Here is a 23,865-nt window from a genome sequence, read left to right as displayed (position 1 = left end):
GACTTGACCCGATCAGCACCTGGCTGCGGAGGGTGTAGGCACACGACCCTCTACGGCCCTGCATGCGTTCCTCCAGGTCAACCCTCGATTTCGGGCTCACGTGTGACTACCAACTGCGGAACCCGGGTCAAGATCCGCCCCGTCAAGGGCGGCACCATCGTGTGCCGTCCCGTCAACGCCGCTCGCGGAAGCGTCCCGCGCCTCCAGCGTCCGCACCCGCCGCGTAGCGCTCGCGCGCGCCGCCAGCTCAGCCTCCGCCGGGTAGGCGACCTCCTCCAGGCACAACCCGTGCGCCGGCGCCACATGCACCCCGGAATCGCGTACGGCTGCCGTCAGCACCTGGCCCGGCCATTCCACCGGCCGCCGCCCGTCACCGACCGCCAGCAGCGAGCCGACCAGCGCCCGCACCATCGAGTGGCAGAACGCGTCGGCCATCACGGTGGCGACCAGCACCCCGTCAGGCTCGCGCGCCCAGTCGAGCCGCTGCAGCTCCCTGATCGTGGTCGCGCCCTCGCGCTTCTTGCAGAACGCGGCGAAATCGTGCTCGCCGAGCAGCCGGGCGGCCGCCAGGTTCAGCGCGTCGAGGTCCAGTGGCCGGTTGTGCCAGACCACCTCGTGACGGCGCAACGGGTCGGCCCCGCCCACCGCGTCGCTCACCCGGTACGCGTAACGCCGGTACAACGCCGAGAACCGGGCGTCAAAGCCCTCAGGAGCCACCGAGACCCGATGAACCCGTACATCGGTGGGCAGAACCCCACCAAGCCTCCTGATGAGCGCAGCGAGCCGCTCATCGCCGCTCAGCGGCCCCCGGTTGCCGTCGAGCTCGGTGAGGGATTCGGGCGGCACGTCCACGTGGGCCACCTGGCCGCGCGCGTGCACGCCCGCGTCGGTACGTCCGGCCACGGTGAGCGTGGCGGGCTCGGCCAGCCGCAGGATCCTGTTGACCGCCTGCTCGATCTCCCCCTGGACGGTATGCCGCCCGGGCTGCCTGGCCCAGCCGGAGAAAGCGGTCCCGTCGTAGGCGAGGTCGAGGCGGAGCCGTACCACGATCATCCTCCCGGAAATAGGGAACGGGCCCGGACCCCCGTGATGGGGAGCCGGGCCCGTTCAAGCCTGATGGATCAGGCCTCGTCCTTCTTCGCCTCAGCAGCCTCGGCAGCCTCGCCCTCGGCGGCCGGCGCCTCAGCGGCGGCGGTCTCCTCGGCGGGGGCCTCAGCGGCCTCGACCTGCTCGGTCTCCTCCGCCTCGGCGGCCGGAGCGGCAGCGGCGGCCGGAGCCTCGGTACGCGAGACGCTGACGGCGTTCAGCGGCTCGGTCACCAGCTCGATGACCGCCATCGGGGCGTTGTCGCCCTTGCGCGGACCGACCTTGGTGATGCGCGTGTAACCACCGGGACGCTCGGCGTACGTGACTGCCAGCTCGGTGAACAGGTGGTGGACGACGCCCTTGTCCTTGACGACGGTCAGCACCTGACGGCGGTTGTGGATGTCGCCCTTCTTCGCCTTCGTGATGAGGCGCTCCGCCAGCGGGCGCAGGCGCTTGGCCTTGGCAACCGTGGTGCGGATCTTGCCGTGGCGGAACAGGTCCGTGGCGAGGTTCGCCAGGATCAGCCGCTCGTGCGCCGGGCTGCCGCCAAGACGTGCACCCTTGGTGGGCTTGGGCATGTCTGTCTCCTTGGGAGTGAACCCGCCCCGGCCGTATCAGGTACCGGAGTCGGGCCGCGGGAGTCTCGGACGAATCCCGCGTTGACCGATCAACCCGGAGGGCTCGCGCCCTCCGGTCCTGCACACGGCCGACGGGCCGCTTCGGCCCCGTGACGCGTGCGCGTCCAGGGGCCGCGGGGATCGTGGACGATCCCCGCCACCACCGAAGTGGATCAGTACTGCTCGGTCTCGACGTACGCGCTGTCGTCGTCGTCGTAGCCACCGACGCCGGCCACCGCGCTCGGGTCGAACCCGGGCGGGGAGTCCTTGAGCGCCAGCGACATCTCGTGCAGCTTCTGCTTGACCTCTTCGATCGACTTGGCGCCGAAGTTCCTGATGTCGAGCAGGTCCTGCTCGCTGCGAGCGACGAGCTCACCCACGGTGTGGATGCCCTCGCGCTTGAGGCAGTTGTAGGAACGGACGGTGAGGTTGAGCTCCTCGATCGGCAGCGCCAGGTCGGCCGCGAGAGCGGCGTCGGTCGGCGACGGGCCGATGTCGATGCCCTCGGCCTCGACGTTGAGCTCACGGGCCAGGCCGAACAGCTCGACGAGGGTCTTACCGGCGGAGGCCACCGCGTCGCGGGGCTTCATGGCCGGCTTGGTCTCGACGTCGAGGATGAGACGGTCGAAGTCGGTACGCTGCTCGACTCGGGTCGCCTCGACCTTGTACGTGACCTTGAGCACCGGGGAGTAGATGGAGTCGATCGGAATCCGGCCGATCTCCTGGCCCGGCTGCTTGTTCTGCGCGGCGGAGACGTAGCCGCGACCGCGCTCGACGGTCAGCTCCATCTCCAGCTTCGCCTTGCCGTTGAGCGTGGCGATGCGCAGCTCGGGGTTGTGCACCTCGACACCGGCCGGCGGCGCGATGTCGGCGGCGGTGACCTCACCCGGGCCCTGCTTGCGCAGGTACATCACGACCGGCTCGTCGTGCTCGGAGGAGACGACCAGTTCCTTGAGGTTCAGGATGATGTCGGTGACGTCTTCCTTGACCCCGGGAACGGTCGAGAACTCGTGCAGCACGCCCTCGATGCGAATGCTCGTCACGGCCGCGCCCGGAATGGACGAAAGCAGCGTGCGGCGCAGCGAGTTGCCGATGGTGTAGCCGAAACCCGGCTCCAGCGGCTCGATGACGAATCGGGACCGGGTGTCGTCGATCGACTCTTCGAGAAGAGTCGGGCGCTGAGCGATCAGCATGTGTGGGTCTCCCCTTGTCGTGTGGCGCCCGCTATATGACGCCACTCCGATAACAGTCTAGTTCGGGCACGGAAATCCGTGCCCGAACTAGGACGTCAGTGACTACTTGGAGTAGTACTCGACGATGAGCTGCTCCTGGACCTGGGTGTCGATCTGCTGGCGGACCGGCAGCTGGTGAACCAGGATGCGGAGCTTGTCCGGAACGACGCCCAGCCAAGCCGGGATCGTCCGCTCGCCCGCGGTGGCGCGAGCCACCTCGTAGGGCAGGAGGTTGCGCTTGGTCTCGCGGACCTCGATGATGTCGTGCTCGCGCACGCGGTACGACGGGATGTCGACCTTCTTGCCGTTCACCAGGATGTGGCCGTGGCGCACCTGCTGGCGGGCGGCGTCACGCGACTGCGCGAAACCGGCGCGGTAGACGACGTTGTCGAGACGGCTCTCCAGGATCTGGAGCAGCACCTCACCCGACTTGCCGCTCTTGCCCGCGGCCTCCTCGTAGTAGTTGCGGAACTGCTTCTCGAGGACGCCGTAGATGCGGCGGGTCTTCTGCTTCTCGCGAAGCTGAAGCTGGTACTCGGACTCCTTGGGACGTCCGCGGCCGTGCTCACCCGGGGGGTAAGGACGGATCTCGATGGGGCACTTGGCGGATTCGCACTTGCTGCCCTTGAGGAAGAGCTTGGTCTTCTCGCGACGGCAGAGCTTGCAGTCCGCGCCCGTGTAACGAGCCATTTCTCAATATCTCCTGGGACTCAGACGCGGCGGCGCTTCGGCGGACGGCAGCCGTTGTGCGGCACGGGGGTGACGTCCTGGATCGAACCCACCTCGAGGCCGGTGGCCTGGAGGGAGCGGATCGCGGTCTCACGGCCGGAGCCGGGGCCCTTGACGAAGACGTCGACCTTGCGCATGCCGTGCTCCATGGCGCGGCGCGCGGCGTTCTCGGCGGCCATCTGGGCGGCGAACGGGGTGGACTTACGGGAGCCCTTGAAACCCACGTGGCCGGCGCTGGCCCAGGAAATCACGTTCCCGCTGGGGTCCGTGATCGAAACGATCGTGTTGTTGAACGTGCTCTTGATGTGGGCGTGCCCGTGAGCGACGTTCTTCTTTTCCTTGCGGCGCACCTTCTTAGGCGCACCCTGGCGGCTCTTAGGAGGCATTCTTTGCCTTCACTCCTGAGGTTGTCGGTCCCGCGGCTGCGAGGACTACTTCTTACCGGGCTTCTTCTTACCGGCGACGGTCTTCTTCTTGCCCTTACGGGTGCGCGCGTTGGTCTGCGTGCGCTGGCCGTGGACCGGAAGACCCTTGCGGTGACGGATGCCCTGGTAGCAACCGATTTCGATCTTGCGGCGGATGTCGGCCTGGACCTCGCGGCGCAGGTCACCCTCGATCTTGAAGTTCGCCTCGATGTAGTCACGCATCGGGACGAGCTCGGTGTCGGAGAGCTGGTGCACACGGAGGTCGCCGCTCACGCCGGTGGCCTGGAGGATCTCCAGGGCGCGGGTGCGGCCGATTCCGTAGATGTAGGTGAGAGCGATCTCCAGCCGCTTTTCGCGGGGGAGGTCGACGCCAACCAGGCGAGCCATGGTCGGGCATTCTCCTTCTTTGTGGCGGAGGTCTTGCGCTTCACTACCCCTCCCCATGCCCGGGGTGAGGGCCCCGGCCTCCGACCGGGGGTCTCCTGAACGGTTCGATCGCTCGCCTGCTCAGGTGTGACACGCGATAACTGACTCAGGCTCCTCATGCGTCGAGCCCGCTCCCTGAAGTGGGGCGGACTCGGAGAAGCCTTACGTGCGACTAACCCTGACGCTGCTTGTGGCGCAGGTTGTCGCAGATCACCATGACGCGACCGTGCCGGCGGATCACCTTGCACTTGTCGCAGATCTTCTTAACGCTCGGCTTTACCTTCATTGTCCTTCGTGTCCTCAGACGTCTTTACTTGTATCGGTAGACGATCCGCCCACGACTCAGGTCGTAGGGGCTCAGTTCAACGACTACCCGGTCGTCCGGCAGAATCCGGATGTAGTGCATCCGCATTCGTCCGCTGATGTGGGCCAGGACCTTATGGCCGTTGTCGAGCTGCACCCGGAACATGGCGTTCGGGAGCGACTCAACCACAGTGCCCTCGATCTCGATGGCGCCGTCTTTCTTGGCCAAAATCCCTCGCGTTTCACTGATCGGTCGTCTGAGGCTCCGGTTCACTAAGCAGCCGCGACCTCACGCTTCGAAGAGAGCGGCGATCGGCAAAGACCGCCGACGCGTGATAGTCATAGTGAGCCGACTAAGGAGTGTACGACACCTGAGCCCAAAACGCGAAACGCGTGCCAGGTGTCCTGACACAACCATGTCATAGTCTACCCCAGCCATCGCTCTGCCCGCGCCATCCGCGGCCCGGCCCCGGCACGAAGAAAGGCCCACCGGCGAACCGGCGGGCCTTTCGAGCACAACTCTCGCTGAAGTGGCCTAGAAGACGTCCTTCCAGCCGCCGCAGCCCTGGGTCGGCTGCTTGCCCCAGCACACCCGGAAGTCCAGGTCGCGCTTGAACTGCTTGTCCCCGAAGTGCACGTGACCCTTGGTCTTGTAGTACGTCTGGTGGAAGCCGCTGCCGTCGTACCACTTGACCCACACGTAGCTGTAGTAGTCGCGCTTGTGGTGACGCTGGAACAGGTCGCCGCCGAAGTAGTACCGCTTGTTCTTCTTGTACCAGTAGCCCTTGAAGGACGAGTGCTGGTCCTTGTACGAGTAGTAGTGGAACTTCGGCGCCGACTGACCGGCCTGCGCCTGGGTGGCGGTGACGGTCTGGGTGGCCTGGGCCGCCTGGGCGGCGGGGGCCAGCACCAGGCCGGTGGCGATCGAGCCGGCCAGAGCGGTGGCCGCCAGGAGCTTACGCATTCGATTCCTCCGTGATGTCGTATCCGTCGACACGCATCACGTTAGGAACCGCGGGCCCGCGCGACTGCGCAGCAATGCACACAGTGCACTACTGCACAGATCACCGGTCCTTGCGCTGGCCCCCGGACCCGAAGATGGTGCTCATCAGCAGGATCGCGCCCCACGGGCCCATCACCCACAGCGGCCAGGGATAGATGAAGTCGCCCGAGGTGAGGCTGATGATGAGCCAGATCACCCAGTTGATCGAGCTGGCCGTGGCCCAGGCCGCCCAGGCCGCCTTCATGCCCGTGTGCATGCCCTTGACGGCCGGCGTCTGCTCCACCCGCGCGGGACGGTTGCGCAGGTCCACGTCGGGCAGGTCGGCGGTCAGCCGGGCCAGCTCACCGTAGGTCTTGCTCTTGTACAGCGATTCGAGCCGCTCGTTGAACTCGTCGACCGTGATGCGACCCTGCGCGGTGTGCTCGCGGAGGATGGCGGCGACCCGGTCGCGGTCGACGTCCGATGCACGCATCTCGGGGCTCTGCGCCATCCCCATCACTCCCGGTTAGTTTCGAAGCTGCGCCAGGCGCTCTTCGCCCCCATCTATGGCGGTTAGCACCCAAGGACCATTATGTGTCACAGCGACGCTGTGTTCGAAGTGCGCGGACTGCTTCCCGTCCATCGTGACGACCGTCCAGTCGTCCGACAGCACCCGGGTGCGCTCGGTGCCCAGGTTCACCATGGGCTCGATGGCCAGGCACATGCCCTCTTCGAGCATCGGGCCACGGCCCGGCTTGCCGTGGTTGGCGATCCACGGGTCCATGTGCATCTCGGTGCCGATACCGTGGCCGCCGTACTCGGCCGGGATGCCGTACTTGCCCTGCGACTTCACGTAACGCTCCACCGCGTGCCCGATGTCGGACAGGTGCGCCCCGGGCTTCAGCGCGGCGATGCCGCGCCACATGGACTCCTCGGTGACCCGCATCAGCTCGGTGAGCTTCGGGTCCACCTCGCCCACCGGCACGGTCACGGCCGAGTCGCCGTGCCAGCCGTCCAGGATCGCGCCGCAGTCGATCGAGATGATGTCGCCCTCGCGCAGCTTGCGGGCGTCGGTCGGGATCCCGTGGACCACCTCGTCGTTCACCGACGCGCAGATCGTCGCGGGAAACCCCTGGTAGCCCTTGAACGACGGGATCGCGCCCGCGTCCCTGATCGCCTTCTCCGCGATGACGTCGAGGTCCAGCGGCGTCATGCCGGGCTCCACCGACTGCTTCAGCAGTTCGAGCGTGCGACCGACCACCAGACCGGCCGCCCGCATCTTGTCGAGCTGCTCGGGCGACTTGATCTGGATTCCGTGCTTGTTTCGTTTGAACACTGTTCGGCACCCCCCGGGGTTTCAACGGGCAATTTGGGAGCCCAATTCCCCCCACAATAGCCGCGAGGTGGCACGGAACACCCCGTGCCACCTCCGCGGTCGATATTCAGAGCAGTCGGTCTTCAGCGGACTGCCGCAGGGCCTGTACGGCCCGGCGGAAGGGCGTCAGCCCATGAAAGGGCGAATCGCCTCCATGGCACGCTGAGTGACCTCCTCGACGGGCCCCGTCGCGTCCACGCCGACGAGGATGTCCTCTTCGGCGTAGTAGGACACCAGCGGCGCAGTGTCGCGCTGGTAGACCTCCAGGCGGTGCCTGACCGTCTCTTCCTTGTCGTCGTCACGCTGGAACAGCGGGCCGCCGCAGGCGTCGCACAGGTCGTCGCGCTTGTCGTCGAACTCGACGTGCCAGATGCGGCCGCACTGGCTGCACGTACGCCGGCCGGCCAGCCGGCGCACCACCTCGTCGTCGTCCACGACCAGCTCGAGCACCAGGTCGAGCGTCTGGCCCCAGTCCTTGAGCATGTCGCGCAGCACCTCCGCCTGGGAGACGTTGCGCGGGAAGCCGTCGAGCAGGAAGCCGTCCTGCGCGTCGTCCTCCGACAGCCGGTCGCGGACCATGGAGATGGTGACCTCGTCGGGCACGAGATCGCCGCGGTCCATGTACGACTTGGCCAGCTTGCCGAGGTCCGTGCCGCCGGAGACGTTGGCACGGAAGATGTCACCTGTCGAGATCTTCGGGATGGACAGGTTCGATGCGATGTACTGGGCCTGAGTCCCCTTACCCGCTCCGGGGGGCCCTACCAGGACGAGACGCACTACCGCAGGAAGCCTTCGTAGTTACGCTGCTGCAGCTGGCTCTCGATCTGCTTCACCGTGTCGAGGCCGACACCAACCATGATCAGAATGCTCGTCCCTCCGAACGGGAAGTTCTGGCTCGCACCGGCCACCGCCAGCGCGACGATCGGGACCATGGAGATCAGACCCAGATAGAGCGCGCCAGGCGCCGTCAGACGGGTGAGCACGAAGTTCAGGTATTCAGCCGTCGGCCGGCCCGGACGGATGCCCGGAATGAATCCACCGTACTTCTTCATGTTGTCGGCGATTTCAGCGGGGTTAAACGTGATGGACACGTAGAAGTACGTGAAGAACACGATCAACAGGAAGAAGGTCGCCATGTAGATCGGAGTGTCACCCGTGGCCAGGTTCTGCGAGATCCACAGCAGGACCGGGTTCTCGGTGCTCTGGAACAGCGAGGTGATGAGCTGCGGCAGGTACAGCAGCGACGAGGCGAAGATGACCGGGATGATGCCGGCCTGGTTGACCTTGAGCGGGATGTAGGTGGACGTGCCGCCGTACATCCTGCGGCCGACCATCCGCTTGGCGTACTGCACCGGGATGCGGCGCTGCGCCTGCTCGACGAAGACCACGGCCGCGATCATGAACACACCCACCACCATGACGACGGCGAAGGTGAACTTGTTGGCCTGGAAGATGTTCGTCAGCTCGGACGGGAAGACCGCGACGACCTGCGTGAAGATCAGAATGGACATGCCGTTGCCCACACCACGGTCGGTGATGAGCTCGCCCAGCCACATGATCACCGAGGTGCCGGCGGTCATGATGACGACCATCGTGACAATCCCGAAAATATTGTCGGGATCACGCAGAACATCCTGCTGACAGTCGGGGAAAAGCTGTCCGGTACGCGCGAGCGCGATGAAGGCCGTCGACTGAAGAATCGCGAGGCCGATCGTCAGATAACGCGTATACTGGGTGATCTTGGCCTGGCCGGCCTGGCCCTCCTTCTTGAGGGCCTCCAGCCGCGGAATCACCACGACGAGCAGCTGCAGAATGATGCTCGCGGTGATGTACGGCATGATGCCCAGCGCGAAGACTGACAGCTTCAGGAGAGCGCCGCCGCTGAACAGCTGCACCATCCCGTAAATGTTGCCGGAGGCCCCACTACGGGCCCCTTCGTAACAGAGAGCGAGGTTCTCGACATGAACGCCCGGAGTCGGAAGAACCGAGCCGAGACGGAACAGCGCGATGATGCCCAGGGTGAAGAGCAACTTCTTGCGCAGGTCCGGCGTCCGGAACGCCCGGGTAAACGCGGTCAGCACGGTCCCTCCTGCGCGCCTATAAGGCGATGTGAGTATGCGATGGTGCGGGGATCTGCCATCTGAAGTCTCAGGTCAAACGAGCCGGACAGAATCCTGCCGTCTCGCGAACTCTAACGCACAACGGGCGTGGGAGCCCATGGTCAGGACTCCCACGCCTCGTCATAGCACAACTACAGCTCGGTAACGGAACCGCCAGCAGCGGCGATCTTCTCCTTCGCGGCGGACGAGAAGGCGTGAGCCGAAACGTTCACCGCGACCGAGATCTCGCCCGTGCCGAGGACCTTGACCGGCTGGTTCTTGCGAACAGCACCCTTGGCGACCAGCGCCTCGACGGTGACGTCGCCACCCTCGGGGAACAGCTCGCCGATCCTGTCCAGGTTGACGACCTGGTAGGTCGTCTTGAACAGCGCGTTGGAGAAGCCCTTGAGCTTCGGCAGACGCCTCTGCAGCGGCACCTGGCCACCCTCGAAACCGAGGGGAACCGTGGTACGGGCGTGGCTGCCCTTGGTGCCGCGACCGGCCGTCTTGCCCTTGGAGCCCTCGCCACGACCCTTGCGGATCTTGGCCTTGTTGGCACCGGGGGCGGGACGCAGGTCGTGAATCTTGAGCGGAGCCTTGTCAGTCATGACTAGTCGACCTCTTCCACCTCGACGAGGTGCGTCACCACGGAGACCATGCCACGAATCTCGGGCCGGTCCTCCTTGACGACGACATCGCCGATTCGCTTCAGGCCAAGCGAACGCAGCGAGTCACGCTGGTTCTGCTTGCCACCGATCTTCGAGCGAACCTGAGTGATCTTCAGGCGTGCCATGACTAGCTCACCGCCTTCGCAGCCGCAGCCTCGGCGATGCCTTCGCGCTGAGCCTTCAGCATGGCCGGCGGAGCGACGTCCTCGATCGGCAGGCCACGGCGGGCGGCGATCTCCTCGGGGCGGGAAAGGCCCTTCAGAGCCGCCACGGTGGCGTGCACGATGTTGATCGGGTTGTCCGAGCCGAGCGACTTGGACAGCACGTCGTGGATGCCCGCGCACTCCAGGACCGCGCGGACCGGGCCACCGGCGATGACGCCGGTACCGGCCGAGGCCGGACGCAGGAAGACGACACCGGCCGCCTCCTCACCCTGCACGGTGTGCGGGATGGTGCCCTGGATCCTCGGGACCTTGAAGAAGTGCTTCTTGGCCTCTTCGACACCCTTGGCGATGGCCGCGGGGACTTCCTTGGCCTTGCCGTAGCCGACGCCGACCAGGCCGTTGCCGTCACCGACGACAACCAGGGCGGTGAAGCTGAAGCGACGACCACCCTTCACGACCTTGGCCACTCGGTTGATCTTCACTACGCGCTCGATGTACGAGACGCCCTTGTCGGCGGCGCCACCGCGGCGATCGTCACGACGGTCCCGCCGCTCGCCACCGGTGCCGCCACCGCGACGCGGAGCTGCAGCCATCAGTGGTTCCTCTTCTCAGTAGCCATTAGAACTCGAGCCCGCCTTCGCGGGCGCTGTCCGCCAGGGCGGCGATGCGCCCGGCGTAGCGGTTGCCACCACGGTCGAAGACGACCGCCGTGATCCCGGCTTCCTTGGCCCGCTGAGCGAGGAGCTCGCCGACCTTCTTCGCCTTCTCGGTCTTGTCCGCCTCCAGCGCGCGCAGCGAGGCGTCCATGGTGGACGCGCTCACCAGCGTGTGGCCGACGGTGTCGTCCACGATCTGCACGAAGAGGTGACGGGTCGAGCGGTTGACGACCAGGCGCGGACGCGCGGCCGTGCCGACGACGTTCTTGCGGACGCGGCGGTGACGGCGAGCCCGCGAGACGGTGCGGGCAGCCGTGTGCTTGCTGAACGCAGTCTTCGGAGCCATGCCTACTTACCAGCCTTTCCGACCTTGCGGCGGATCTGTTCGCCCTGGTAGCGCACGCCCTTGCCCTTGTACGGGTCAGGCTTGCGCAACTTGCGGATGTTGGCCGCGACCTCGCCGACCTTCTGCTTGTCGATGCCGTCGACGTGGAACAGAGTCGGCTTCTCGACGCGGAAGGAGACGCCCTCGGGGGCGTCGACGATGACCGGGTGGCTGAAGCCCAGCGAGAACTCCAGCTGCGTCGGGCCCTTGGCCTGAACGCGGTAACCGACGCCGACGATCTCCAGGGTCTTGGAGTAACCCTGGGTGACGCCCTGCACCATGTTGGCGATCAGGGTGCGGGACAGGCCGTGCAGCGCACGGACCTTGTTCTCGTCGTTGGGCCGGGTGACGGCAATGGCGCCGTCGTCGTCACGAGCCACGGCGATGGGCTCGGCGACCTTGTGAGAAAGCGTGCCCTTCGGGCCCTTGACCTGGACATCCTGGCCGGTGATCGTGATGTCTACGCCACTGGGCACAGGGATGGGCAGCCGTCCGATTCTCGACATGCTGTGTTCCTCCCCTCTACCACACGTAGGCGAGGACTTCCCCGCCCACACCACGCTTGCCGGCCTGCTTGTCGGTCATGAGCCCGGCGGACGTCGAGATGATCGCGACGCCCAGCCCGCCCAGAACCCGAGGCAGGTTGTCCTTCTTCGCATAAACCCGCAGACCGGGCTTGGAAACCCGGCGCAGGCCCGCGAGCGAACGCTCACGGGTAGGCCCGAACTTGAGCTCCACCACGAGGTTCTTGCCAACCTTGGCGTCTTCGACGCTCCAGGACTGGATGTAACCCTCCTGCTGGAGGATCTCGGCGATGTGCGCCTTGATCTTCGAATACGGCATCGACACGCTCTCGTGGTACGCCGAGTTCGCATTACGCAGACGCGTGAGCATGTCTGCGATCGGGTCGGTCATCGTCATGGCCAATGGCCTTCCTCGCCGCGGTTTCGCAACCAGCCAAGCAGGTGCTCTGCCGGTGGACCTTCGGCGCGGTCATGGGCGTTCCGGTGGGAACACCCGGGTTTACTTCCGGTAGACGGGGGCGGTGGTGCCGCCCCCAAGGGTAACTACCAGCTGGACTTGGTGATGCCAGGCAGCTCGCCACGGTGCGCCATCTCACGGAAGCACACGCGGCACAGCCCGAACTTGCGGTAGACGGCGCGGGGCCGGCCACAACGCGAGCAACGGGTGTAGGCCCGGACCTCGAACTTCTGCTTGCGCCCCGCCTTGGCGATCAGCGACTTCTTCGCCATGTGATCAGGCCTCCTTGAAGGGGAAGCCGAGGAGCTTCAGCAGCGCCCGGCCCTGGTCGTCGTTCTTCGCGGTGGTCACGATCGTGATGTCCATGCCCCGCGGCCGGTCGACCTTGTCCTGGTCGACTTCGTGGAACATGACCTGCTCGGTCAGACCGAACGTGTAGTTGCCGTTGCCGTCGAACTGCTTCGGCGACAGGCCGCGGAAGTCCCTGATGCGGGGCAGCGCCAGCGACAGCAGCCTGTCGAGGAACTCCCACATGCGGTCGCCGCGGAGCGTGACGTGCGCGCCGATCGGCATGCCCTCACGCAGCTTGAACTGCGCGATGGACTTGCGCGCCCGGACGACGGCCGGCTTCTGGCCGGTGATCACGGTGAGGTCGCGGACGGCGCCTTCGATGAGCTTGGAGTCACGAGCGGCCTCGCCGACGCCCATGTTGACCTTGATCTTGGTCAGACCGGGGATCAGCATGACGTTCTCGATGCCGAACTCCTCGCGAAGCTTGGCCGCGATCTCCTCGCGGTACTTCGTCTTGAGTCGCGGCGTCGGGCGCTCGGTCTCAGTGGTGGTGGCGGTCATCAGCTGTCCTCACCCGTCTCGTCGGCCTTCTTCTCGTCGGCCTTCTTCTCGGCGGGCTTGTCGTCCTTGAGCTTCTTCACGTTGGAGACGTGGATCGGGCCCTCCATCGTCTGCACGCCGCCCTGCTTGGCGCCGCGCGGACCCTGGAGGTTCTCCTTGGCGTGCTTCTTGATCATGTTGACGCCCTCGACCACCACGCGGTCCTCCCGCGGGTAGGTGGCGATCACGTGACCCTTGGCACCCTTGTCCTTGCCGGCGATGACCTGAACCAGGTCACCCTTCTTCACATGCAACGACTTAGGCATTACAGCACCTCCGGAGCGAGCGAGATGATGCGCATGAACTTCTTGTCGCGCAGCTCGCGGCCGACCGGGCCGAAGATACGAGTGCCGCGAGGGTCACCGCTGTCCTTGATGATGACGGCGGCGTTCTCGTCGAAGCGGATGTAGGAGCCGTCAGGCCGGCGGCGCTCCTTGACCGTGCGGACGACGACGGCCTTGACCACGTCACCCTTCTTGACGCCCGTGCTGCCGGGGAGGGCGTCCTTGACAGTGGCGACGATGATGTCGCCGATACCGGCGTAGCGTCGGCCCGAGCCACCGAGAACACGGATGCAAAGGATCTCCTTGGCACCCGTGTTGTCGGCGACCTTGAGCCGCGACTCCTGCTGGATCACGATTTCTCCTTAGTCGCGCCGGTTCTCATTTCTGAGCCTGGCGGAACCTGTCATTGTCTTGTTCCTCCGGCCACAGCCCCCGTAGGGGCCGCACCGCAGGCGACGCGAGGGTCGTGAGACCCCCGCGTCCTTGGACGCCGTCATGGGGGCTCTGAGAGCCCCCACGAGGCGCGGTATATCCGAGGAGGGAAGTTACTTCGCCTTCTCGAGGATCTCCACGACCCTCCACCGCTTGGTGGCGGAGAGGGGGCGGGTCTCCATCAGCAGCACGCGGTCGCCGACGCCACAGGCGTTGGCCTCGTCGTGCGCCTTGTACTTGGTCGTACGGCGGATGACCTTGCCGTACAGACGGTGCTTGACGCGGTCCTCGACGGCGACGACGACGGTCTTGTCCATCTTGTCGCTGACGACCAGGCCCTCACGGACCTTGCGGAAGTTCCGCGCCTCAGTGGTGGTCTCGTTCTCAGCCATCGCTCGTCTCCTTCTCGACCGTGACGATCCCGAGCTCACGCTCGCGCATCACGGTGTAGATACGGGCGATCTCGCGGCGGACGGCGCGCAGCCGCCCATGGCTCTCCAACTGACCGGTCGCCGCCTGGAAGCGGAGGTTGAACAGCTCCTCCTTGGCTTCCTTGAGCTTCTGGACCAGGGTGTCCTGGTCCTCCACTCGCAGCTCGCCGGCGGTCAGGCCCTTAGCCATCACGCCTCACCCACTTCACGCTTTACGATCTTGCACTTCATCGGCAGCTTGTGGATCGCCCTGGTGAGCGCCTCACGAGCAATCGGCTCGGCGACACCGGACAGCTCGAACATCACGCGTCCGGGCTTGACGTTGGCGATCCACCACTCCGGCGAACCCTTACCGGAACCCATGCGGGTCTCGGCAGGCTTCTTGGTGAGGGGACGGTCGGGGTAGATGTTGATCCACACCTTGCCGCCACGCTTGATGTGGCGGGTCATCGCGATACGAGCCGACTCGATCTGGCGGTTGGTCACGTAGGAGTGCTCAATCGCCTGAATGCCGAACTCACCGAACGTGACCCTGGTGCCGCCCTTGGCGGCGCCACTGCGGTCGGGCCGGTGCTGCTTGCGGTGCTTGACCCTGCGCGGGATCAGCATGGTCAGCTCCCTTCAGCACCCGGCTGCGCAGCCGGGCCGGTCTCGGGGGCAGCCTGTGCGGCGGCCTCAGTCCTGGGGGCGCGGTCGCCACGGCCGCCACCACGGCGGGCGCCACCGGCGCCACCGCGGCGGGGACGCTCGCCGCCACCCCGACGGTCGTCACGCTCACGACGCTGGCCGGCACGAGCGCCGGCGGCGGCCGCCTCGCGCTCGGCGCGGCTCGTCGGAGCCTCGCCCTTGTAGATCCACACCTTCACGCCGATGCGGCCGAAGGTGGTACGGGCCTCGTAGAAGCCGTAGTCGATGTCCGCGCGAAGGGTGTGCAGCGGCACGCGACCCTCACGGTAGAACTCCGACCGCGACATCTCAGCGCCGCCGAGACGACCGGAGCACTGGACACGGATGCCCTTGGCGCCGGACTTCATGGCGGACTGCATCGCCTTGCGCATGGCACGGCGGAACGAGACACGGCTCGACAGCTGCTCGGCGACACCCTGAGCGACGAGCTGAGCGTCGATCTCCGGGTTCTTCACCTCGAGGATGTTGAGCTGGACCTGCTTCTTGGTCAGCTTCTCGAGGTCGCCGCGGATGCGGTCGGCCTCGGCGCCGCGGCGGCCGATCACGATGCCGGGACGCGCGGTGTGGATGTCCACCTGCACGCGGTCCGTGGTGCGCTCGATCTCGACCTTGGAGATGCCGGCCCGCTCCATGCCCTTCTGCAGCATGCGACGGATCGCCACGTCCTCGGCGACGTACGACTTGTACAGCTTGTCGGCGTACCACCGGCTCTTGAAGTCGGTCGTGATGCCGAGGCGGAACCCGTGCGGGTTAACCTTCTGGCCCACTATCGGGTCCTTCCCTTCGGCTCGCGCGATTCCACGATCACGGTGATGTGGCTCGTCCGCTTGTTGATCCGATAGGCACGACCCTGGGCACGCGGGCGGAACCGCTTCAGCGTCGGGCCCTCATCGACCCAGGCACGGCTCACGACGAGCGTGGCCGGGTCGAGGTTGAAGTTGTGCTCTGCGTTCGCCATGGCGCTCGACAGCACCTTGTAGATCGGCTCGCTCGCCGACTGGGGAGCGAACTGCAGCACGGCCTGCGCCTCCGAAGCGGGCAGCCCGCGAATAAGGTCCACCACGCGGCGGGCCTTGAGGGGCGTGACGCGGACGAACCGCGCCTGAGCCCTGGCTTCCATCGCTTACTCCTCTAATGCTTCTGAAGGCTTATCGCCGGCTGCGGCGGTCTTCCTTGACGTGGCTGCGGAACGTCCGCGTGGGGGCGAACTCTCCGAGCTTGTGACCGATCATCGACTCGGTGACGAACACCGGGACGTGCTTGCGGCCGTCGTGCACGGCGATCGTGTGCCCGAGCATGTCGGGGACGATCATGGAGCGCCGCGACCACGTCTTGATGACGTTCTTGGTGCCCTTCTCGTTCTGGGCGTCCACCTTCTTCTGAAGGTGGTCGTCCACGAAGGGACCCTTCTTAAGGCTACGTGGCATTTCGGCTGCTCCTACCGCTTCTTCCTCTTGGACCGACGGCGGATGATCAGCCTGTCGCTGGCCTTGTTCGCCTGACGGGTACGGCCCTCGGGCTTGCCCTTGGGGTTCACCGGGTGACGACCACCGGAGGTCTTACCCTCACCACCACCGTGCGGGTGGTCGACGGGGTTCATGGCGACACCGCGGACGGTCGGGCGCTTGCCCTTCCACCGCATACGGCCGGCCTTGCCCCAGTTGATGTTGGCCTGCTCGGCGTTGCCGACCTGACCCACCGTCGCGCGGCAGCGCACGTCGACCATGCGCATTTCGCCGGACGGCATACGCAGCGTGGCGTACTGGCCTTCCTTGGCGAGCAGCTGAATCTGAGCGCCAGCGGAACGGCCGAGCTTGGCGCCACCGCCCGGACGGAGCTCCACCGCGTGGATGAAGGTACCGGTCGGGATGTTGCGCAGCGGCAGGCAGTTGCCCGGCTTGATGTCGGCCCCGGGGCCGTTCTCGATGCGGTCGCCCTGCTTGAGGCCGGTCGGCGCGATGATGTAGCGCTTCTCACCGTCGGCGTAGTGCAGCAGAGCAATATTGGCGGTGCGGTTCGGGTCGTACTCGATGTGAGCGACCTTCGCCGGAATGCCGTCCTTGTCATGCCTACGGAAGTCGATGATCCGGTAGGCGCGCTTGTGACCGCCGCCCTGGTGGCGAGCGGTGACCCGGCCGTGTACGTTGCGGCCGCCCTTGCTGTGAAGGGGCGCAAGCAGCGACTTCTCCGGCGTGCTGCGGGTGATCTCGGAGAAGTCCGAGACACTCGATCCGCGGCGACCCGGAGTCGTCGGCTTGTACTTACGGATGCCCATCTTTTTCGTTCATCCTTCGTCGGTTACATGGGTGAGCCCGCCGCACCGGAGTGCGACGGTCTCGTCCCTCGGCGGGCCTTTCGGACCGCTTTCCTATCTATGGCGCTGCTAGCCGATCTGACCGAAGATGTCGATCCGATCGCCCTCGACCAGGCTCACGATCGCGCGCTTGGTGTCGGGACGCTTGCCGTAACCGGACCGGGTGCGCTTGCGCTTGCCCTGCCGGTTGATGGTGTTCACGCTGGTGACCTTGACCCCGAAGATCTGCTCAACGGCGATCTTGACCTCGGTCTTGTTCGCGGTCTTCTTCACCAGGAACGTGTACTTGTTGTTCTCATCGATCAGGCCGTAGCTCTTCTCAGAGACGACCGGCTTGATGATGATGTCGCGCGGGTCGGCGATCTTCTCCATCAGGCGTCTTCCTTCCCGCCACTAAGCCGCGCCACGACCTGGTGGTAGGCCTCCTGGGTGAAGACCACGTCGTCGTACACGAGCACGTCGTAGGTGTTGAGCTGCCCGGCGTCCAGCAGGTGGACCTCGGGAGCGTTGCGCAGGCTCAGCCAGGTGAGCTCGTCGGTCTCGTCGACCACGACGAGGACGCGCGGAGCCTGGGTGATCTTGCGCAGGGCCTCCAGGGCAGCCTTGGTCTTGGGGGTCTCCCCGCTGACCAGCGTGCTGACCACGTGGACGCGACCGCCGCCGGCCCTGTCGGAGAGGGCGCCACGCAGGGCGGCGGCCTTCATCTTCTTGGGCGTCCGCTGCGAGTAGTCACGCGGAACCGGGCCGTGGACGGTGCCACCGCCGGTGAACTGCGGCGCGCGGGTCGAGCCCTGACGGGCGCGGCCGGTGCCCTTCTGGCGGTACGGCTTCTTGCCGCCGCCGGAGACCTCACCACGGGTCTTGGCCTTGTGGGTGCCCTGCCGGCGAGCGGCGAGCTGGGCCACGACCACCTGGTGGATCAGCGGCACGTTGACCTTGGCGCCGAAGATGTCTTCGGGAAGGTCGACGGTGCCGGTCTTGGCGCCGCTGGCGTCGAGGACGTCAACAGTGGTGCTCACTTGGCAGCCCCCTTCTTGGCAGCGGTGCGGACGAGGACCAGGCTGCCGTTGGCGCCGGGGATCGCACCCTTGATGAGGATGAGGCCCTTCTCGGCGTCCACGGCGTGAACCTTCAGGCTCTGGACGGTGGTGCGGACGTTACCCATCCGACCAGCCATGCGCAGACCCTTGAAAACGCGGCCCGGGGTGGCGCAGCCACCGATGGAACCCGGCGAGCGGTGCTTGCGCTGCGTACCGTGCGACGCGCCCAGACCACCGAAGCCGTGCCGCTTCATGACACCGGCGAAGCCCTTGCCCTTGCTCTTGCCCGTCACGTCGACGAACTGGCCGGCCTCGAAGGTGTCGGCCAGCAGCTCCTGGCCGAGGGTGTAGTCGCTCGCGTCGTCGGTGCGGATCTCCGCGAAGTAACGGCGCGGGGTGATGTCGTGCTTACGCAGGTAGTCGCCGAGCGGCTTGTTGACCTTCCTGGGGTCGACCTGCCCGAAGCCGAGCTGGATGGCGGAGTAGCCGTCCTTCTCAGCGGTGCGGACGCGGGTCACCACGCACGGACCGGCCTCGACCACGGTGACCGGCACCATCCGGTTGTCCGCGTCGAAGACCTGGGTCATGCCGAGCTTCTTGCCCAGGACGCCCTTGATCGTCTTAGCCATGTCAGTGCGTTCCCTCAGAGCTTGATCGAAATGTCGACACCCGCGGGGAGGTCGAGTCGCATGAGCGAGTCGACCGTCTTGGGGGTCGGGTCGATGATGTCAATCAGCCGCTTGTGCGTGCGCATCTCGAAGTGCTCGCGGCTGTCCTTGTACTTGTGCGGCGAGCGGATGACGCAGTACACGTTCTTCTCGGTCGGCAGCGGCACCGGGCCCGCGACCTTCGCGCCAGTCCGCGTCACCGTCTCGACGATCTTCTTGGCCGAGCTGTCGATGACCTCGTGGTCATAGGCCTTAAGCCGGATGCGGATCTTCTGTCCCGCCATAGTGGCCTCGGTGTCCTTCGCTGTCGTCTGAAAAAGTATCGTGCGGCAGGTTGCCGCTGTTCTGGTGCGGGCCGAGCCCGCGTGGCCCCAGGAGACAGACGCTGATGATCTGCCATTTCTTCCGTGATCCTGCAGTTACTTCGGTCACTGTGCGTCGGACCGAAGTGACTGCTAGATCACGGCTTTCCCGTGGAGCCGGGTGGGCGGGAATCTCTTCCCACCCCTCTCGTGGTTCGGCGGTCGGCCCCTGTGATTTGGGGCCGACCGCCGCCCCGACGATCGGTACTACTTGAGGATCTTCGTGACCCGACCGGCGCCGACGGTGCGGCCGCCCTCGCGGATCGCGAACTTGAGGCCTTCCTCCATGGCGATGGGCTGGATCAGCTCCACCTTCATTTCGGTGTTGTCGCCCGGCATGACCATCTCGGTGCCCTCGGGGAGGTGCACGACACCGGTCACGTCAGTCGTACGGAAGTAGAACTGCGGGCGGTAGTTGTTGAAGAACGGCGTGTGGCGGCCGCCCTCGTCCTTGGACAGGATGTAGACCTGGCCCTCGAACTCGGTGTGCGGGGTGGTCGTGCCCGGCTTGATGATGCACTGGCCGCGCTCGACGTCGTCGCGCTTGATGCCACGGAGGAGAAGGGCGGCGTTGTCGCCGGCGTGACCCTCGTCGAGCATCTTGTTGAACATCTCGATGCTGGTGACGGTGGTGGTGGTCTTCTCTTCCTTGATACCGATGATGTCAACCTGCTCGTTGACCTTCACGATACCGCGCTCGATACGACCGGTGACGACGGTGCCACGGCCGGTGATCGAGAAGACGTCCTCGACCGGCATGAGGAACGGCTTCTCCGTCTCACGCGGGGGCTCCGGCACGTTCTCGTCGACGGCGTTCATCAGCTCGATGATGCTGTCGGCCCACTTCTCGTCGCCCTCGAGGGCCTTGAGAGCGGAGACGCGCACGACCGGCAGGTCGTCGCCGGGGAACTCCTGAGCGGACAGGAGCTCACGAACCTCGAGCTCGACGAGCTCCAGGATCTCCTCGTCGTCCACCATGTCGGACTTGTTCAGGGCCACGACGATGTAGGGAACGCCGACCTGGCGGGCCAGGAGCACGTGCTCCTTGGTCTGCGGCATCGGGCCGTCGGTGGCGGCGACCACCAGGATGGCGCCGTCCATCTGGGCGGCACCGGTGATCATGTTCTTCACGTAGTCGGCGTGACCGGGGCAGTCGACGTGCGCGTAGTGACGCTTCTCGGTCTGGTACTCGACGTGCGCGATGGAGATCGTAATACCGCGAGCCTTCTCCTCCGGCGCCTTGTCGATCTTGTCGAACGGGGTCGCCTTGTTGAGCTCGGGGTAACGGTCGTGAAGCACCTTGGTGATCGCCGCGGTCAGCGTGGTCTTGCCGTGGTCGATGTGCCCAATGGTGCCGATGTTCATGTGCGGCTTGGTCCGCTCGAACTTGGCCTTAGCCACTGGTTCTCTCCTTGAGAATCTGACTGACTTTCGTCTACACACTCGGGCCCGGGTAAACCCGAACCCCTAGGCGGTGGGGTGACTCTCGCCACCCCACCAGGGCCGGAACTCGTAGGTTCCGCTTGGCAGCGGAGACTATTCGCCCCGGGCCTTCGCGACGATCTCCTTGGCGATGCCCGGGGGCACCTCCGCGTAGGAGTCGAACTGCATGCTGTAGCTCGCGCGCCCCTGCGTCTTGCTACGCAGGTCGCCCACGTAGCCGAACATCTCAGACAGCGGCACGAGCGCCTGGACGACTCGGGCGCCGGCCCGCTCGTCCATCGCCTGGATCTGCCCGCGGCGACCGTTGAGGTCACCGATGACGTCACCCATGTAGTCCTCGGGCGTGGTGACCTCAACGGCCATCATCGGCTCGAGGAGCACAGCATCGGCCTTGCGCGCGGCCTCCTTGAAGGCCATCGAGCCGGCGATCTTGAAGGCCATTTCCGAGGAGTCGACGTCGTGGGCGGCGCCGTCGGTCAGCGTAACCTTCACGCCCACCATCGGGTAACCGGCCAGGACACCGAACTCGGCGGCCTCCTGGGCGCCCGCGTCGACCGACGGGATGTACTCCCGCGGGACACGGCCACCCGAGACCTTGTTCTCGAACTCGTAGCCGTCGTTGCCTTCGCCCAGCGGCTCCAGGTCGATGATGACCCGCGCGAACTGACCGGAACCACCGGTCTGCTTCTTGTGGGTGTAGTCGACCTTCTCCACCTTGCGGCGGATGGTCTCGCGGTAGGCGACCTGCGGACGGCCGACGTTGGCCTCGACCTTGAACTCGCGACGCATACGGTCGACGAGGATCTCGAGGTGAAGCTCGCCCATGCCCCAGATGACGGTCTGGCCGGTCTCCTCGTCGCGGCGGACCTGGAAGGACGGGTCCTCCTCGGCCAGACGCTGGATCGCGGTCGACAGCTTCTCCTGGTCGCCCTTGGTCTTGGGCTCGATGGCGACGTTGATGACCGGAGCCGGGAACGTCATCGACTCGAGCACGACCTGGTTCGCCGGGTCGGACAGGGTGTCACCGGTCGTGGTGTCCTTCAGACCCATGACGGCGACGATCTGACCGGCGATCGCCTGCGGGCGCTCTTCGCGCTTGTTGGCGTGCATCTGGTAGATCTTGCCGATCCGCTCCTTCTTGCCCTTGACCGAGTTCACGACCTGCGAACCGGTGTCGAGCGTTCCGGAGTAGATGCGGATGTAGGTGAGCTTGCCCAGGTGCGGGTCGCTCGCGATCTTGAACGCCAGGGCGGAGAACGGCTCGGCCGGGTCCGCGTGACGCTCGATCACCTTCTCCTCGTTGCCGACCGCGTGGCCCTTGAAGGCCGGGATGTCGGTCGGGGCGGGGAGGTAGGCGACGATCGCGTCGAGCAGCGGCTGCACGCCCTTGTTCTTGAACGCGGTGCCGCACAGGACCGGGTTGATGGAGCTGGCCAGCGTGGCGCGGCGGATGGCCGCGATCAGCTGCTCCTCGGTGGGCTCGGTGCCCTCGAGGAAGAGCTCCATCAGCTCGTCGTCGTTCTCGGCGACGGTCTCGACCAGCTTGTCGCGCCACTCGCGAGCGGCGTCGGCGTGGTCGGCCGGGATGTCGACGGTGTCGTACATCTCGCCCTTGGCCGCCTCGGCGCTCCAGATGAGGGCCTTCATCTTGATGAGGTCGATGACGCCCTTGAAGTCGGCCTCAACGCCCCACGGAAGCTGGATGACCGCCGGGGTCGCGCCCAGGCGGCTGACCATCATGTCGACGCAGCGGTGGAACTCCGCGCCGACACGGTCCATCTTGTTCACGAAGCAGATGCGGGGGACCTCGTAGCGGTCGGCCTGGCGCCACACCGTCTCCGACTGCGGCTCGACACCCGCGACGCCGTCGAACACGGCGACGGCACCGTCGAGGACGCGGAGCGAACGCTCCACCTCGATGGTGAAGTCGACGTGACCCGGGGTGTCGATGATGTTGATCGTGTGACCGGTCCACTCACAGGTGGTCGCGGCCGACGTGATCGTGATGCCGCGCTCCTGCTCCTGCTCCATCCAGTCCATCGTGGCAGCGCCCTCGTGGACTTCACCGATCTTGTAGTTGATACCGGTGTAGAACAGGATGCGCTCGGTCGTGGTGGTCTTGCCCGCGTCGATGTGGGCCATGATCCCGATGTTGCGGACCTTGGCCAGGTCAAGAGCGGTCGTGGTGGCCACTTCTCTCGCGTCCTCGTCGTCTCGTCGAACCCGCTGTTACCAGCGGTAGTGGGCGAAGGCCTTGTTGGACTCGGCCATCTTGTGGGTGTCCTCGCGCTTCTTGACGCTCGCCCCGAGGCCGTTGCTGGCGTCGAGGAGCTCGTTCATGAGGCGCTCGGTCATGGTCTTCTCGCGGCGGGCGCGGGAGTACTGCACCAGCCAGCGCAGGGCCAGGGTGGTGCTGCGCGCGGCGCGCACCTCGACCGGCACCTGGTAGGTCGCGCCACCGACGCGACGGCTGCGGACCTCGAGGGTGGGCTTGACGTTGTCAAGCGCGCGCTTGAGGGTGACGACCGGGTCGTTGCCCGTCTTCTCCCTGCAGCCTTCGAGGGCGCCGTAGACGATCGACTGCGCGATGGAACGCTTGCCGTCGAGGAGCACCTTGTTGATCAGAGCGGTGACCAGCGGCGAGCTGTAAACCGGGTCAGACATGAGCTGACGACGGCCAGGAGAACCCTTACGAGGCATTGTTAGCTCTTCTCCCTCTTCGCGCCGTAGCGGCTACGGGCCTGCTTGCGGTTGCGGACACCCTGGGTGTCGAGCGAACCGCGGATGATCTTGTAGCGAACACCAGGCAGGTCCTTCACACGACCGCCACGCACGAGCACGATGGAGTGCTCCTGCAGGTTGTGGCCCACACCAGGAATGTAGGCCGTGACCTCGATGCCGTTCGTGAGCCGAACGCGGGCCACCTTGCGCAGTGCCGAGTTGGGCTTCTTCGGAGTCGTGGTGTAAACGCGCTGGCACACGCCGCGCCGCTGCGGACTCCCCTTGAGGGCAGGAGTCTTGGTCTTGGAGACCTTGTCCTGCCGGCCCTTGCGGACCAACTGCTGAATAGTGGGCACTGCCACTCCGTTTCGTGCCTTGGCCGGTGCTACGTCATGGGTCTTGCGTTTCGCAGGTTCTGCCGGTGTCATGACCTGCTGTTTTTCCTCATCTCGGTGCCCCCGCGC

38 protein-coding genes are annotated in these 23,865 nt (G+C 65.9%); all 38 read right to left on the bottom strand.

What is annotated here, in order from left to right; translation table 11 throughout:
- Nucleotides 1-96: 96 nt before the first annotated feature.
- Nucleotides 97-1,053 carry a tRNA pseudouridine(38-40) synthase TruA gene (gene truA / locus HII36_RS03155; protein WP_173521488.1) on the bottom strand — a complete coding sequence of 319 codons (957 nt, stop codon included), beginning with the start codon at nt 1,051-1,053 and terminating at the stop codon, nt 97-99.
- 68 nt (nt 1,054-1,121) lie between these two features.
- Nucleotides 1,122-1,664 (bottom strand): 50S ribosomal protein L17, encoded by a 543-nt coding sequence (rplQ, locus tag HII36_RS03150; protein WP_173521487.1) that lies wholly within the window; start codon nt 1,662-1,664, stop codon nt 1,122-1,124.
- A 212-nt stretch (nt 1,665-1,876) separates the two neighbouring features.
- Nucleotides 1,877-2,896, bottom strand: a complete 1,020-nt coding sequence (locus HII36_RS03145) for a DNA-directed RNA polymerase subunit alpha (protein WP_173521486.1) — start codon at nt 2,894-2,896, stop codon at nt 1,877-1,879.
- Nucleotides 2,897-2,998: 102 nt separating this feature from the next.
- Nucleotides 2,999-3,625 carry a 30S ribosomal protein S4 gene (gene rpsD, locus HII36_RS03140; RefSeq protein ID WP_173521485.1) on the bottom strand — a complete coding sequence of 209 codons (627 nt, stop codon included), beginning with the start codon at nt 3,623-3,625 and terminating at the stop codon, nt 2,999-3,001.
- Nucleotides 3,626-3,645: 20 nt separating this feature from the next.
- A complete protein-coding gene (rpsK, locus tag HII36_RS03135; RefSeq protein ID WP_012887860.1) occupies nt 3,646-4,050 on the bottom strand; it encodes a 30S ribosomal protein S11 in 405 nt (134 codons plus the stop codon).
- Nucleotides 4,051-4,095: 45 nt separating this feature from the next.
- Nucleotides 4,096-4,476 (bottom strand): 30S ribosomal protein S13, encoded by a 381-nt coding sequence (rpsM, locus tag HII36_RS03130; RefSeq protein WP_173521484.1) that lies wholly within the window; start codon nt 4,474-4,476, stop codon nt 4,096-4,098.
- Between the two features lie 211 nt (nt 4,477-4,687).
- Nucleotides 4,688-4,801: a 50S ribosomal protein L36 gene (gene rpmJ / locus HII36_RS03125; RefSeq protein WP_003956441.1), complete on the bottom strand. Its 114-nt coding sequence runs from the start codon at nt 4,799-4,801 to the stop codon at nt 4,688-4,690.
- Between the two features lie 24 nt (nt 4,802-4,825).
- Nucleotides 4,826-5,047, bottom strand: a complete 222-nt coding sequence (infA, locus tag HII36_RS03120; RefSeq protein WP_012887858.1) for a translation initiation factor IF-1 — start codon at nt 5,045-5,047, stop codon at nt 4,826-4,828.
- Between the two features lie 306 nt (nt 5,048-5,353).
- Entirely contained in the window at nt 5,354-5,782 is a 429-nt protein-coding gene (locus HII36_RS03115) for a hypothetical protein (RefSeq protein WP_173521483.1), read from the bottom strand.
- Nucleotides 5,783-5,882: 100 nt separating this feature from the next.
- Entirely contained in the window at nt 5,883-6,293 is a 411-nt protein-coding gene (locus HII36_RS03110) for a DUF1707 SHOCT-like domain-containing protein (protein WP_236003141.1), read from the bottom strand.
- A gap of 33 nt (nt 6,294-6,326) precedes the next feature.
- Nucleotides 6,327-7,136: a type I methionyl aminopeptidase gene (map, locus tag HII36_RS03105; protein ID WP_173521481.1), complete on the bottom strand. Its 810-nt coding sequence runs from the start codon at nt 7,134-7,136 to the stop codon at nt 6,327-6,329.
- 165 nt (nt 7,137-7,301) lie between these two features.
- Nucleotides 7,302-7,952: an adenylate kinase gene (locus HII36_RS03100; protein WP_173521480.1), complete on the bottom strand. Its 651-nt coding sequence runs from the start codon at nt 7,950-7,952 to the stop codon at nt 7,302-7,304.
- On the bottom strand, nt 7,952-9,256 hold the full coding sequence (secY, locus tag HII36_RS03095) for a preprotein translocase subunit SecY (RefSeq protein ID WP_173521479.1): 1,305 nt from the start codon (nt 9,254-9,256) through the stop codon (nt 7,952-7,954). Before secY ends, HII36_RS03100 begins: the two co-directional genes overlap by 1 nt.
- Nucleotides 9,257-9,426: 170 nt before the next feature.
- Entirely contained in the window at nt 9,427-9,882 is a 456-nt protein-coding gene (rplO, locus tag HII36_RS03090) for a 50S ribosomal protein L15 (protein ID WP_173521478.1), read from the bottom strand.
- A 2-nt stretch (nt 9,883-9,884) separates the two neighbouring features.
- Nucleotides 9,885-10,067, bottom strand: coding sequence for a 50S ribosomal protein L30 (gene rpmD, locus HII36_RS03085; RefSeq protein ID WP_080043226.1), 183 nt, complete (start codon nt 10,065-10,067; stop codon nt 9,885-9,887).
- A gap of 2 nt (nt 10,068-10,069) precedes the next feature.
- The gene (rpsE, locus tag HII36_RS03080) at nt 10,070-10,699 is read right to left on the bottom strand and encodes a 30S ribosomal protein S5 (RefSeq protein WP_173521477.1); all 630 of its coding nucleotides are present in this window, start codon (nt 10,697-10,699) and stop codon (nt 10,070-10,072) included.
- 25 nt (nt 10,700-10,724) lie between these two features.
- On the bottom strand, nt 10,725-11,108 hold the full coding sequence (gene rplR, locus HII36_RS03075) for a 50S ribosomal protein L18 (protein WP_173521476.1): 384 nt from the start codon (nt 11,106-11,108) through the stop codon (nt 10,725-10,727).
- A 2-nt stretch (nt 11,109-11,110) separates the two neighbouring features.
- Nucleotides 11,111-11,653, bottom strand: a complete 543-nt coding sequence (gene rplF / locus HII36_RS03070; RefSeq protein ID WP_173521475.1) for a 50S ribosomal protein L6 — start codon at nt 11,651-11,653, stop codon at nt 11,111-11,113.
- A gap of 16 nt (nt 11,654-11,669) precedes the next feature.
- Nucleotides 11,670-12,068 carry a 30S ribosomal protein S8 gene (rpsH, locus tag HII36_RS03065; protein WP_173521474.1) on the bottom strand — a complete coding sequence of 133 codons (399 nt, stop codon included), beginning with the start codon at nt 12,066-12,068 and terminating at the stop codon, nt 11,670-11,672.
- A gap of 146 nt (nt 12,069-12,214) precedes the next feature.
- Nucleotides 12,215-12,400 (bottom strand): type Z 30S ribosomal protein S14, encoded by a 186-nt coding sequence (locus tag HII36_RS03060; protein WP_020542298.1) that lies wholly within the window; start codon nt 12,398-12,400, stop codon nt 12,215-12,217.
- Between the two features lie 4 nt (nt 12,401-12,404).
- Nucleotides 12,405-12,980 carry a 50S ribosomal protein L5 gene (rplE, locus tag HII36_RS03055; RefSeq protein ID WP_173521473.1) on the bottom strand — a complete coding sequence of 192 codons (576 nt, stop codon included), beginning with the start codon at nt 12,978-12,980 and terminating at the stop codon, nt 12,405-12,407.
- Complete coding sequence (gene rplX / locus HII36_RS03050) at nt 12,980-13,273, bottom strand: 50S ribosomal protein L24 (RefSeq protein ID WP_173521496.1); 294 nt, start codon at nt 13,271-13,273, stop codon at nt 12,980-12,982. The genes rplE and rplX overlap by 1 nt, the downstream gene beginning before the upstream one ends.
- Before the next feature lie 11 nt (nt 13,274-13,284).
- Nucleotides 13,285-13,656, bottom strand: coding sequence for a 50S ribosomal protein L14 (rplN, locus tag HII36_RS03045; protein WP_090769698.1), 372 nt, complete (start codon nt 13,654-13,656; stop codon nt 13,285-13,287).
- A gap of 192 nt (nt 13,657-13,848) precedes the next feature.
- Nucleotides 13,849-14,127 (bottom strand): 30S ribosomal protein S17, encoded by a 279-nt coding sequence (gene rpsQ, locus HII36_RS03040; protein ID WP_173521472.1) that lies wholly within the window; start codon nt 14,125-14,127, stop codon nt 13,849-13,851.
- On the bottom strand, nt 14,120-14,356 hold the full coding sequence (gene rpmC / locus HII36_RS03035; protein WP_080047279.1) for a 50S ribosomal protein L29: 237 nt from the start codon (nt 14,354-14,356) through the stop codon (nt 14,120-14,122). The genes rpsQ and rpmC overlap by 8 nt, the downstream gene beginning before the upstream one ends.
- The gene (gene rplP / locus HII36_RS03030; protein WP_173521471.1) at nt 14,356-14,775 is read right to left on the bottom strand and encodes a 50S ribosomal protein L16; all 420 of its coding nucleotides are present in this window, start codon (nt 14,773-14,775) and stop codon (nt 14,356-14,358) included. The genes rpmC and rplP overlap by 1 nt, the downstream gene beginning before the upstream one ends.
- A gap of 2 nt (nt 14,776-14,777) precedes the next feature.
- Entirely contained in the window at nt 14,778-15,620 is an 843-nt protein-coding gene (gene rpsC, locus HII36_RS03025; RefSeq protein WP_173521470.1) for a 30S ribosomal protein S3, read from the bottom strand.
- Nucleotides 15,620-15,973 carry a 50S ribosomal protein L22 gene (rplV, locus tag HII36_RS03020; protein ID WP_173521469.1) on the bottom strand — a complete coding sequence of 118 codons (354 nt, stop codon included), beginning with the start codon at nt 15,971-15,973 and terminating at the stop codon, nt 15,620-15,622. Before rplV ends, rpsC begins: the two co-directional genes overlap by 1 nt.
- Before the next feature lie 28 nt (nt 15,974-16,001).
- Nucleotides 16,002-16,280, bottom strand: a complete 279-nt coding sequence (rpsS, locus tag HII36_RS03015) for a 30S ribosomal protein S19 (protein ID WP_030451498.1) — start codon at nt 16,278-16,280, stop codon at nt 16,002-16,004.
- Between the two features lie 11 nt (nt 16,281-16,291).
- Complete coding sequence (gene rplB, locus HII36_RS03010; RefSeq protein ID WP_173521468.1) at nt 16,292-17,128, bottom strand: 50S ribosomal protein L2; 837 nt, start codon at nt 17,126-17,128, stop codon at nt 16,292-16,294.
- Nucleotides 17,129-17,236: 108 nt separating this feature from the next.
- A complete protein-coding gene (gene rplW, locus HII36_RS03005; RefSeq protein WP_217369092.1) occupies nt 17,237-17,539 on the bottom strand; it encodes a 50S ribosomal protein L23 in 303 nt (100 codons plus the stop codon).
- Entirely contained in the window at nt 17,539-18,186 is a 648-nt protein-coding gene (rplD, locus tag HII36_RS03000) for a 50S ribosomal protein L4 (protein WP_173521467.1), read from the bottom strand. Before rplD ends, rplW begins: the two co-directional genes overlap by 1 nt.
- Nucleotides 18,183-18,836 carry a 50S ribosomal protein L3 gene (gene rplC / locus HII36_RS02995; RefSeq protein ID WP_173521466.1) on the bottom strand — a complete coding sequence of 218 codons (654 nt, stop codon included), beginning with the start codon at nt 18,834-18,836 and terminating at the stop codon, nt 18,183-18,185. The genes rplD and rplC overlap by 4 nt, the downstream gene beginning before the upstream one ends.
- Nucleotides 18,837-18,850: 14 nt before the next feature.
- Nucleotides 18,851-19,159, bottom strand: a complete 309-nt coding sequence (rpsJ, locus tag HII36_RS02990; RefSeq protein WP_012887830.1) for a 30S ribosomal protein S10 — start codon at nt 19,157-19,159, stop codon at nt 18,851-18,853.
- A 285-nt stretch (nt 19,160-19,444) separates the two neighbouring features.
- Nucleotides 19,445-20,638 (bottom strand): elongation factor Tu, encoded by a 1,194-nt coding sequence (gene tuf / locus HII36_RS02985; RefSeq protein WP_173521465.1) that lies wholly within the window; start codon nt 20,636-20,638, stop codon nt 19,445-19,447.
- A gap of 135 nt (nt 20,639-20,773) precedes the next feature.
- On the bottom strand, nt 20,774-22,822 hold the full coding sequence (fusA, locus tag HII36_RS02980) for an elongation factor G (protein ID WP_217369104.1): 2,049 nt from the start codon (nt 22,820-22,822) through the stop codon (nt 20,774-20,776).
- 87 nt (nt 22,823-22,909) lie between these two features.
- A complete protein-coding gene (rpsG, locus tag HII36_RS02975) occupies nt 22,910-23,380 on the bottom strand; it encodes a 30S ribosomal protein S7 (RefSeq protein WP_043623423.1) in 471 nt (156 codons plus the stop codon).
- Between the two features lie 2 nt (nt 23,381-23,382).
- Nucleotides 23,383-23,757, bottom strand: a complete 375-nt coding sequence (gene rpsL, locus HII36_RS02970; RefSeq protein WP_049572713.1) for a 30S ribosomal protein S12 — start codon at nt 23,755-23,757, stop codon at nt 23,383-23,385.
- Nucleotides 23,758-23,865: the final 108 nt, after the last annotated feature.

This window comes from Nonomuraea antri, from assembly GCF_013283785.1.
Lineage (GTDB): Bacteria > Actinomycetota > Actinomycetes > Streptosporangiales > Streptosporangiaceae > Nonomuraea > Nonomuraea antri.
This window is presented reverse-complemented; position numbering and strand designations above follow the sequence as displayed.

What these genes read in the sequence shown, in the direction of transcription:
- truA (WP_173521488.1), bottom strand. Translation starts at nt 1,053, where the DNA reads ATGATCGTGGTACGGCTCCGCCTCGACCTCGCCTACGACGGGACCGCT.
- rplQ (WP_173521487.1), bottom strand. Translation starts at nt 1,664, where the DNA reads ATGCCCAAGCCCACCAAGGGTGCACGTCTTGGCGGCAGCCCGGCGCAC.
- HII36_RS03145 (WP_173521486.1), bottom strand. Translation starts at nt 2,896, where the DNA reads ATGCTGATCGCTCAGCGCCCGACTCTTCTCGAAGAGTCGATCGACGAC.
- rpsD (WP_173521485.1), bottom strand. Translation starts at nt 3,625, where the DNA reads ATGGCTCGTTACACGGGCGCGGACTGCAAGCTCTGCCGTCGCGAGAAG.
- rpsK (WP_012887860.1), bottom strand. Translation starts at nt 4,050, where the DNA reads ATGCCTCCTAAGAGCCGCCAGGGTGCGCCTAAGAAGGTGCGCCGCAAG.
- rpsM (WP_173521484.1), bottom strand. Translation starts at nt 4,476, where the DNA reads ATGGCTCGCCTGGTTGGCGTCGACCTCCCCCGCGAAAAGCGGCTGGAG.
- rpmJ (WP_003956441.1), bottom strand. Translation starts at nt 4,801, where the DNA reads ATGAAGGTAAAGCCGAGCGTTAAGAAGATCTGCGACAAGTGCAAGGTG.
- HII36_RS03115 (WP_173521483.1), bottom strand. Translation starts at nt 5,782, where the DNA reads ATGCGTAAGCTCCTGGCGGCCACCGCTCTGGCCGGCTCGATCGCCACC.
- HII36_RS03110 (WP_236003141.1), bottom strand. Translation starts at nt 6,293, where the DNA reads ATGCGTGCATCGGACGTCGACCGCGACCGGGTCGCCGCCATCCTCCGC.
- rplO (WP_173521478.1), bottom strand. Translation starts at nt 9,882, where the DNA reads ATGACTGACAAGGCTCCGCTCAAGATTCACGACCTGCGTCCCGCCCCC.
- rpmD (WP_080043226.1), bottom strand. Translation starts at nt 10,067, where the DNA reads ATGGCACGCCTGAAGATCACTCAGGTTCGCTCGAAGATCGGTGGCAAG.
- rpsE (WP_173521477.1), bottom strand. Translation starts at nt 10,699, where the DNA reads ATGGCTGCAGCTCCGCGTCGCGGTGGCGGCACCGGTGGCGAGCGGCGG.
- rplR (WP_173521476.1), bottom strand. Translation starts at nt 11,108, where the DNA reads ATGGCTCCGAAGACTGCGTTCAGCAAGCACACGGCTGCCCGCACCGTC.
- rplF (WP_173521475.1), bottom strand. Translation starts at nt 11,653, where the DNA reads ATGTCGAGAATCGGACGGCTGCCCATCCCTGTGCCCAGTGGCGTAGAC.
- rpsH (WP_173521474.1), bottom strand. Translation starts at nt 12,068, where the DNA reads ATGACGATGACCGACCCGATCGCAGACATGCTCACGCGTCTGCGTAAT.
- HII36_RS03060 (WP_020542298.1), bottom strand. Translation starts at nt 12,400, where the DNA reads ATGGCGAAGAAGTCGCTGATCGCCAAGGCGGGGCGCAAGCAGAAGTTC.
- rplE (WP_173521473.1), bottom strand. Translation starts at nt 12,980, where the DNA reads ATGACCGCCACCACCACTGAGACCGAGCGCCCGACGCCGCGACTCAAG.
- rpsQ (WP_173521472.1), bottom strand. Translation starts at nt 14,127, where the DNA reads ATGGCTGAGAACGAGACCACCACTGAGGCGCGGAACTTCCGCAAGGTC.
- rpmC (WP_080047279.1), bottom strand. Translation starts at nt 14,356, where the DNA reads ATGGCTAAGGGCCTGACCGCCGGCGAGCTGCGAGTGGAGGACCAGGAC.
- rplP (WP_173521471.1), bottom strand. Translation starts at nt 14,775, where the DNA reads ATGCTGATCCCGCGCAGGGTCAAGCACCGCAAGCAGCACCGGCCCGAC.
- rplV (WP_173521469.1), bottom strand. Translation starts at nt 15,973, where the DNA reads ATGGAAGCCAGGGCTCAGGCGCGGTTCGTCCGCGTCACGCCCCTCAAG.
- rpsS (WP_030451498.1), bottom strand. Translation starts at nt 16,280, where the DNA reads ATGCCACGTAGCCTTAAGAAGGGTCCCTTCGTGGACGACCACCTTCAG.
- rplB (WP_173521468.1), bottom strand. Translation starts at nt 17,128, where the DNA reads ATGGGCATCCGTAAGTACAAGCCGACGACTCCGGGTCGCCGCGGATCG.
- rplW (WP_217369092.1), bottom strand. Translation starts at nt 17,539, where the DNA reads ATGGAGAAGATCGCCGACCCGCGCGACATCATCATCAAGCCGGTCGTC.
- rplC (WP_173521466.1), bottom strand. Translation starts at nt 18,836, where the DNA reads ATGGCTAAGACGATCAAGGGCGTCCTGGGCAAGAAGCTCGGCATGACC.
- rpsJ (WP_012887830.1), bottom strand. Translation starts at nt 19,159, where the DNA reads ATGGCGGGACAGAAGATCCGCATCCGGCTTAAGGCCTATGACCACGAG.
- fusA (WP_217369104.1), bottom strand. Translation starts at nt 22,822, where the DNA reads ATGGCCCACATCGACGCGGGCAAGACCACCACGACCGAGCGCATCCTG.
- rpsG (WP_043623423.1), bottom strand. Translation starts at nt 23,380, where the DNA reads ATGCCTCGTAAGGGTTCTCCTGGCCGTCGTCAGCTCATGTCTGACCCG.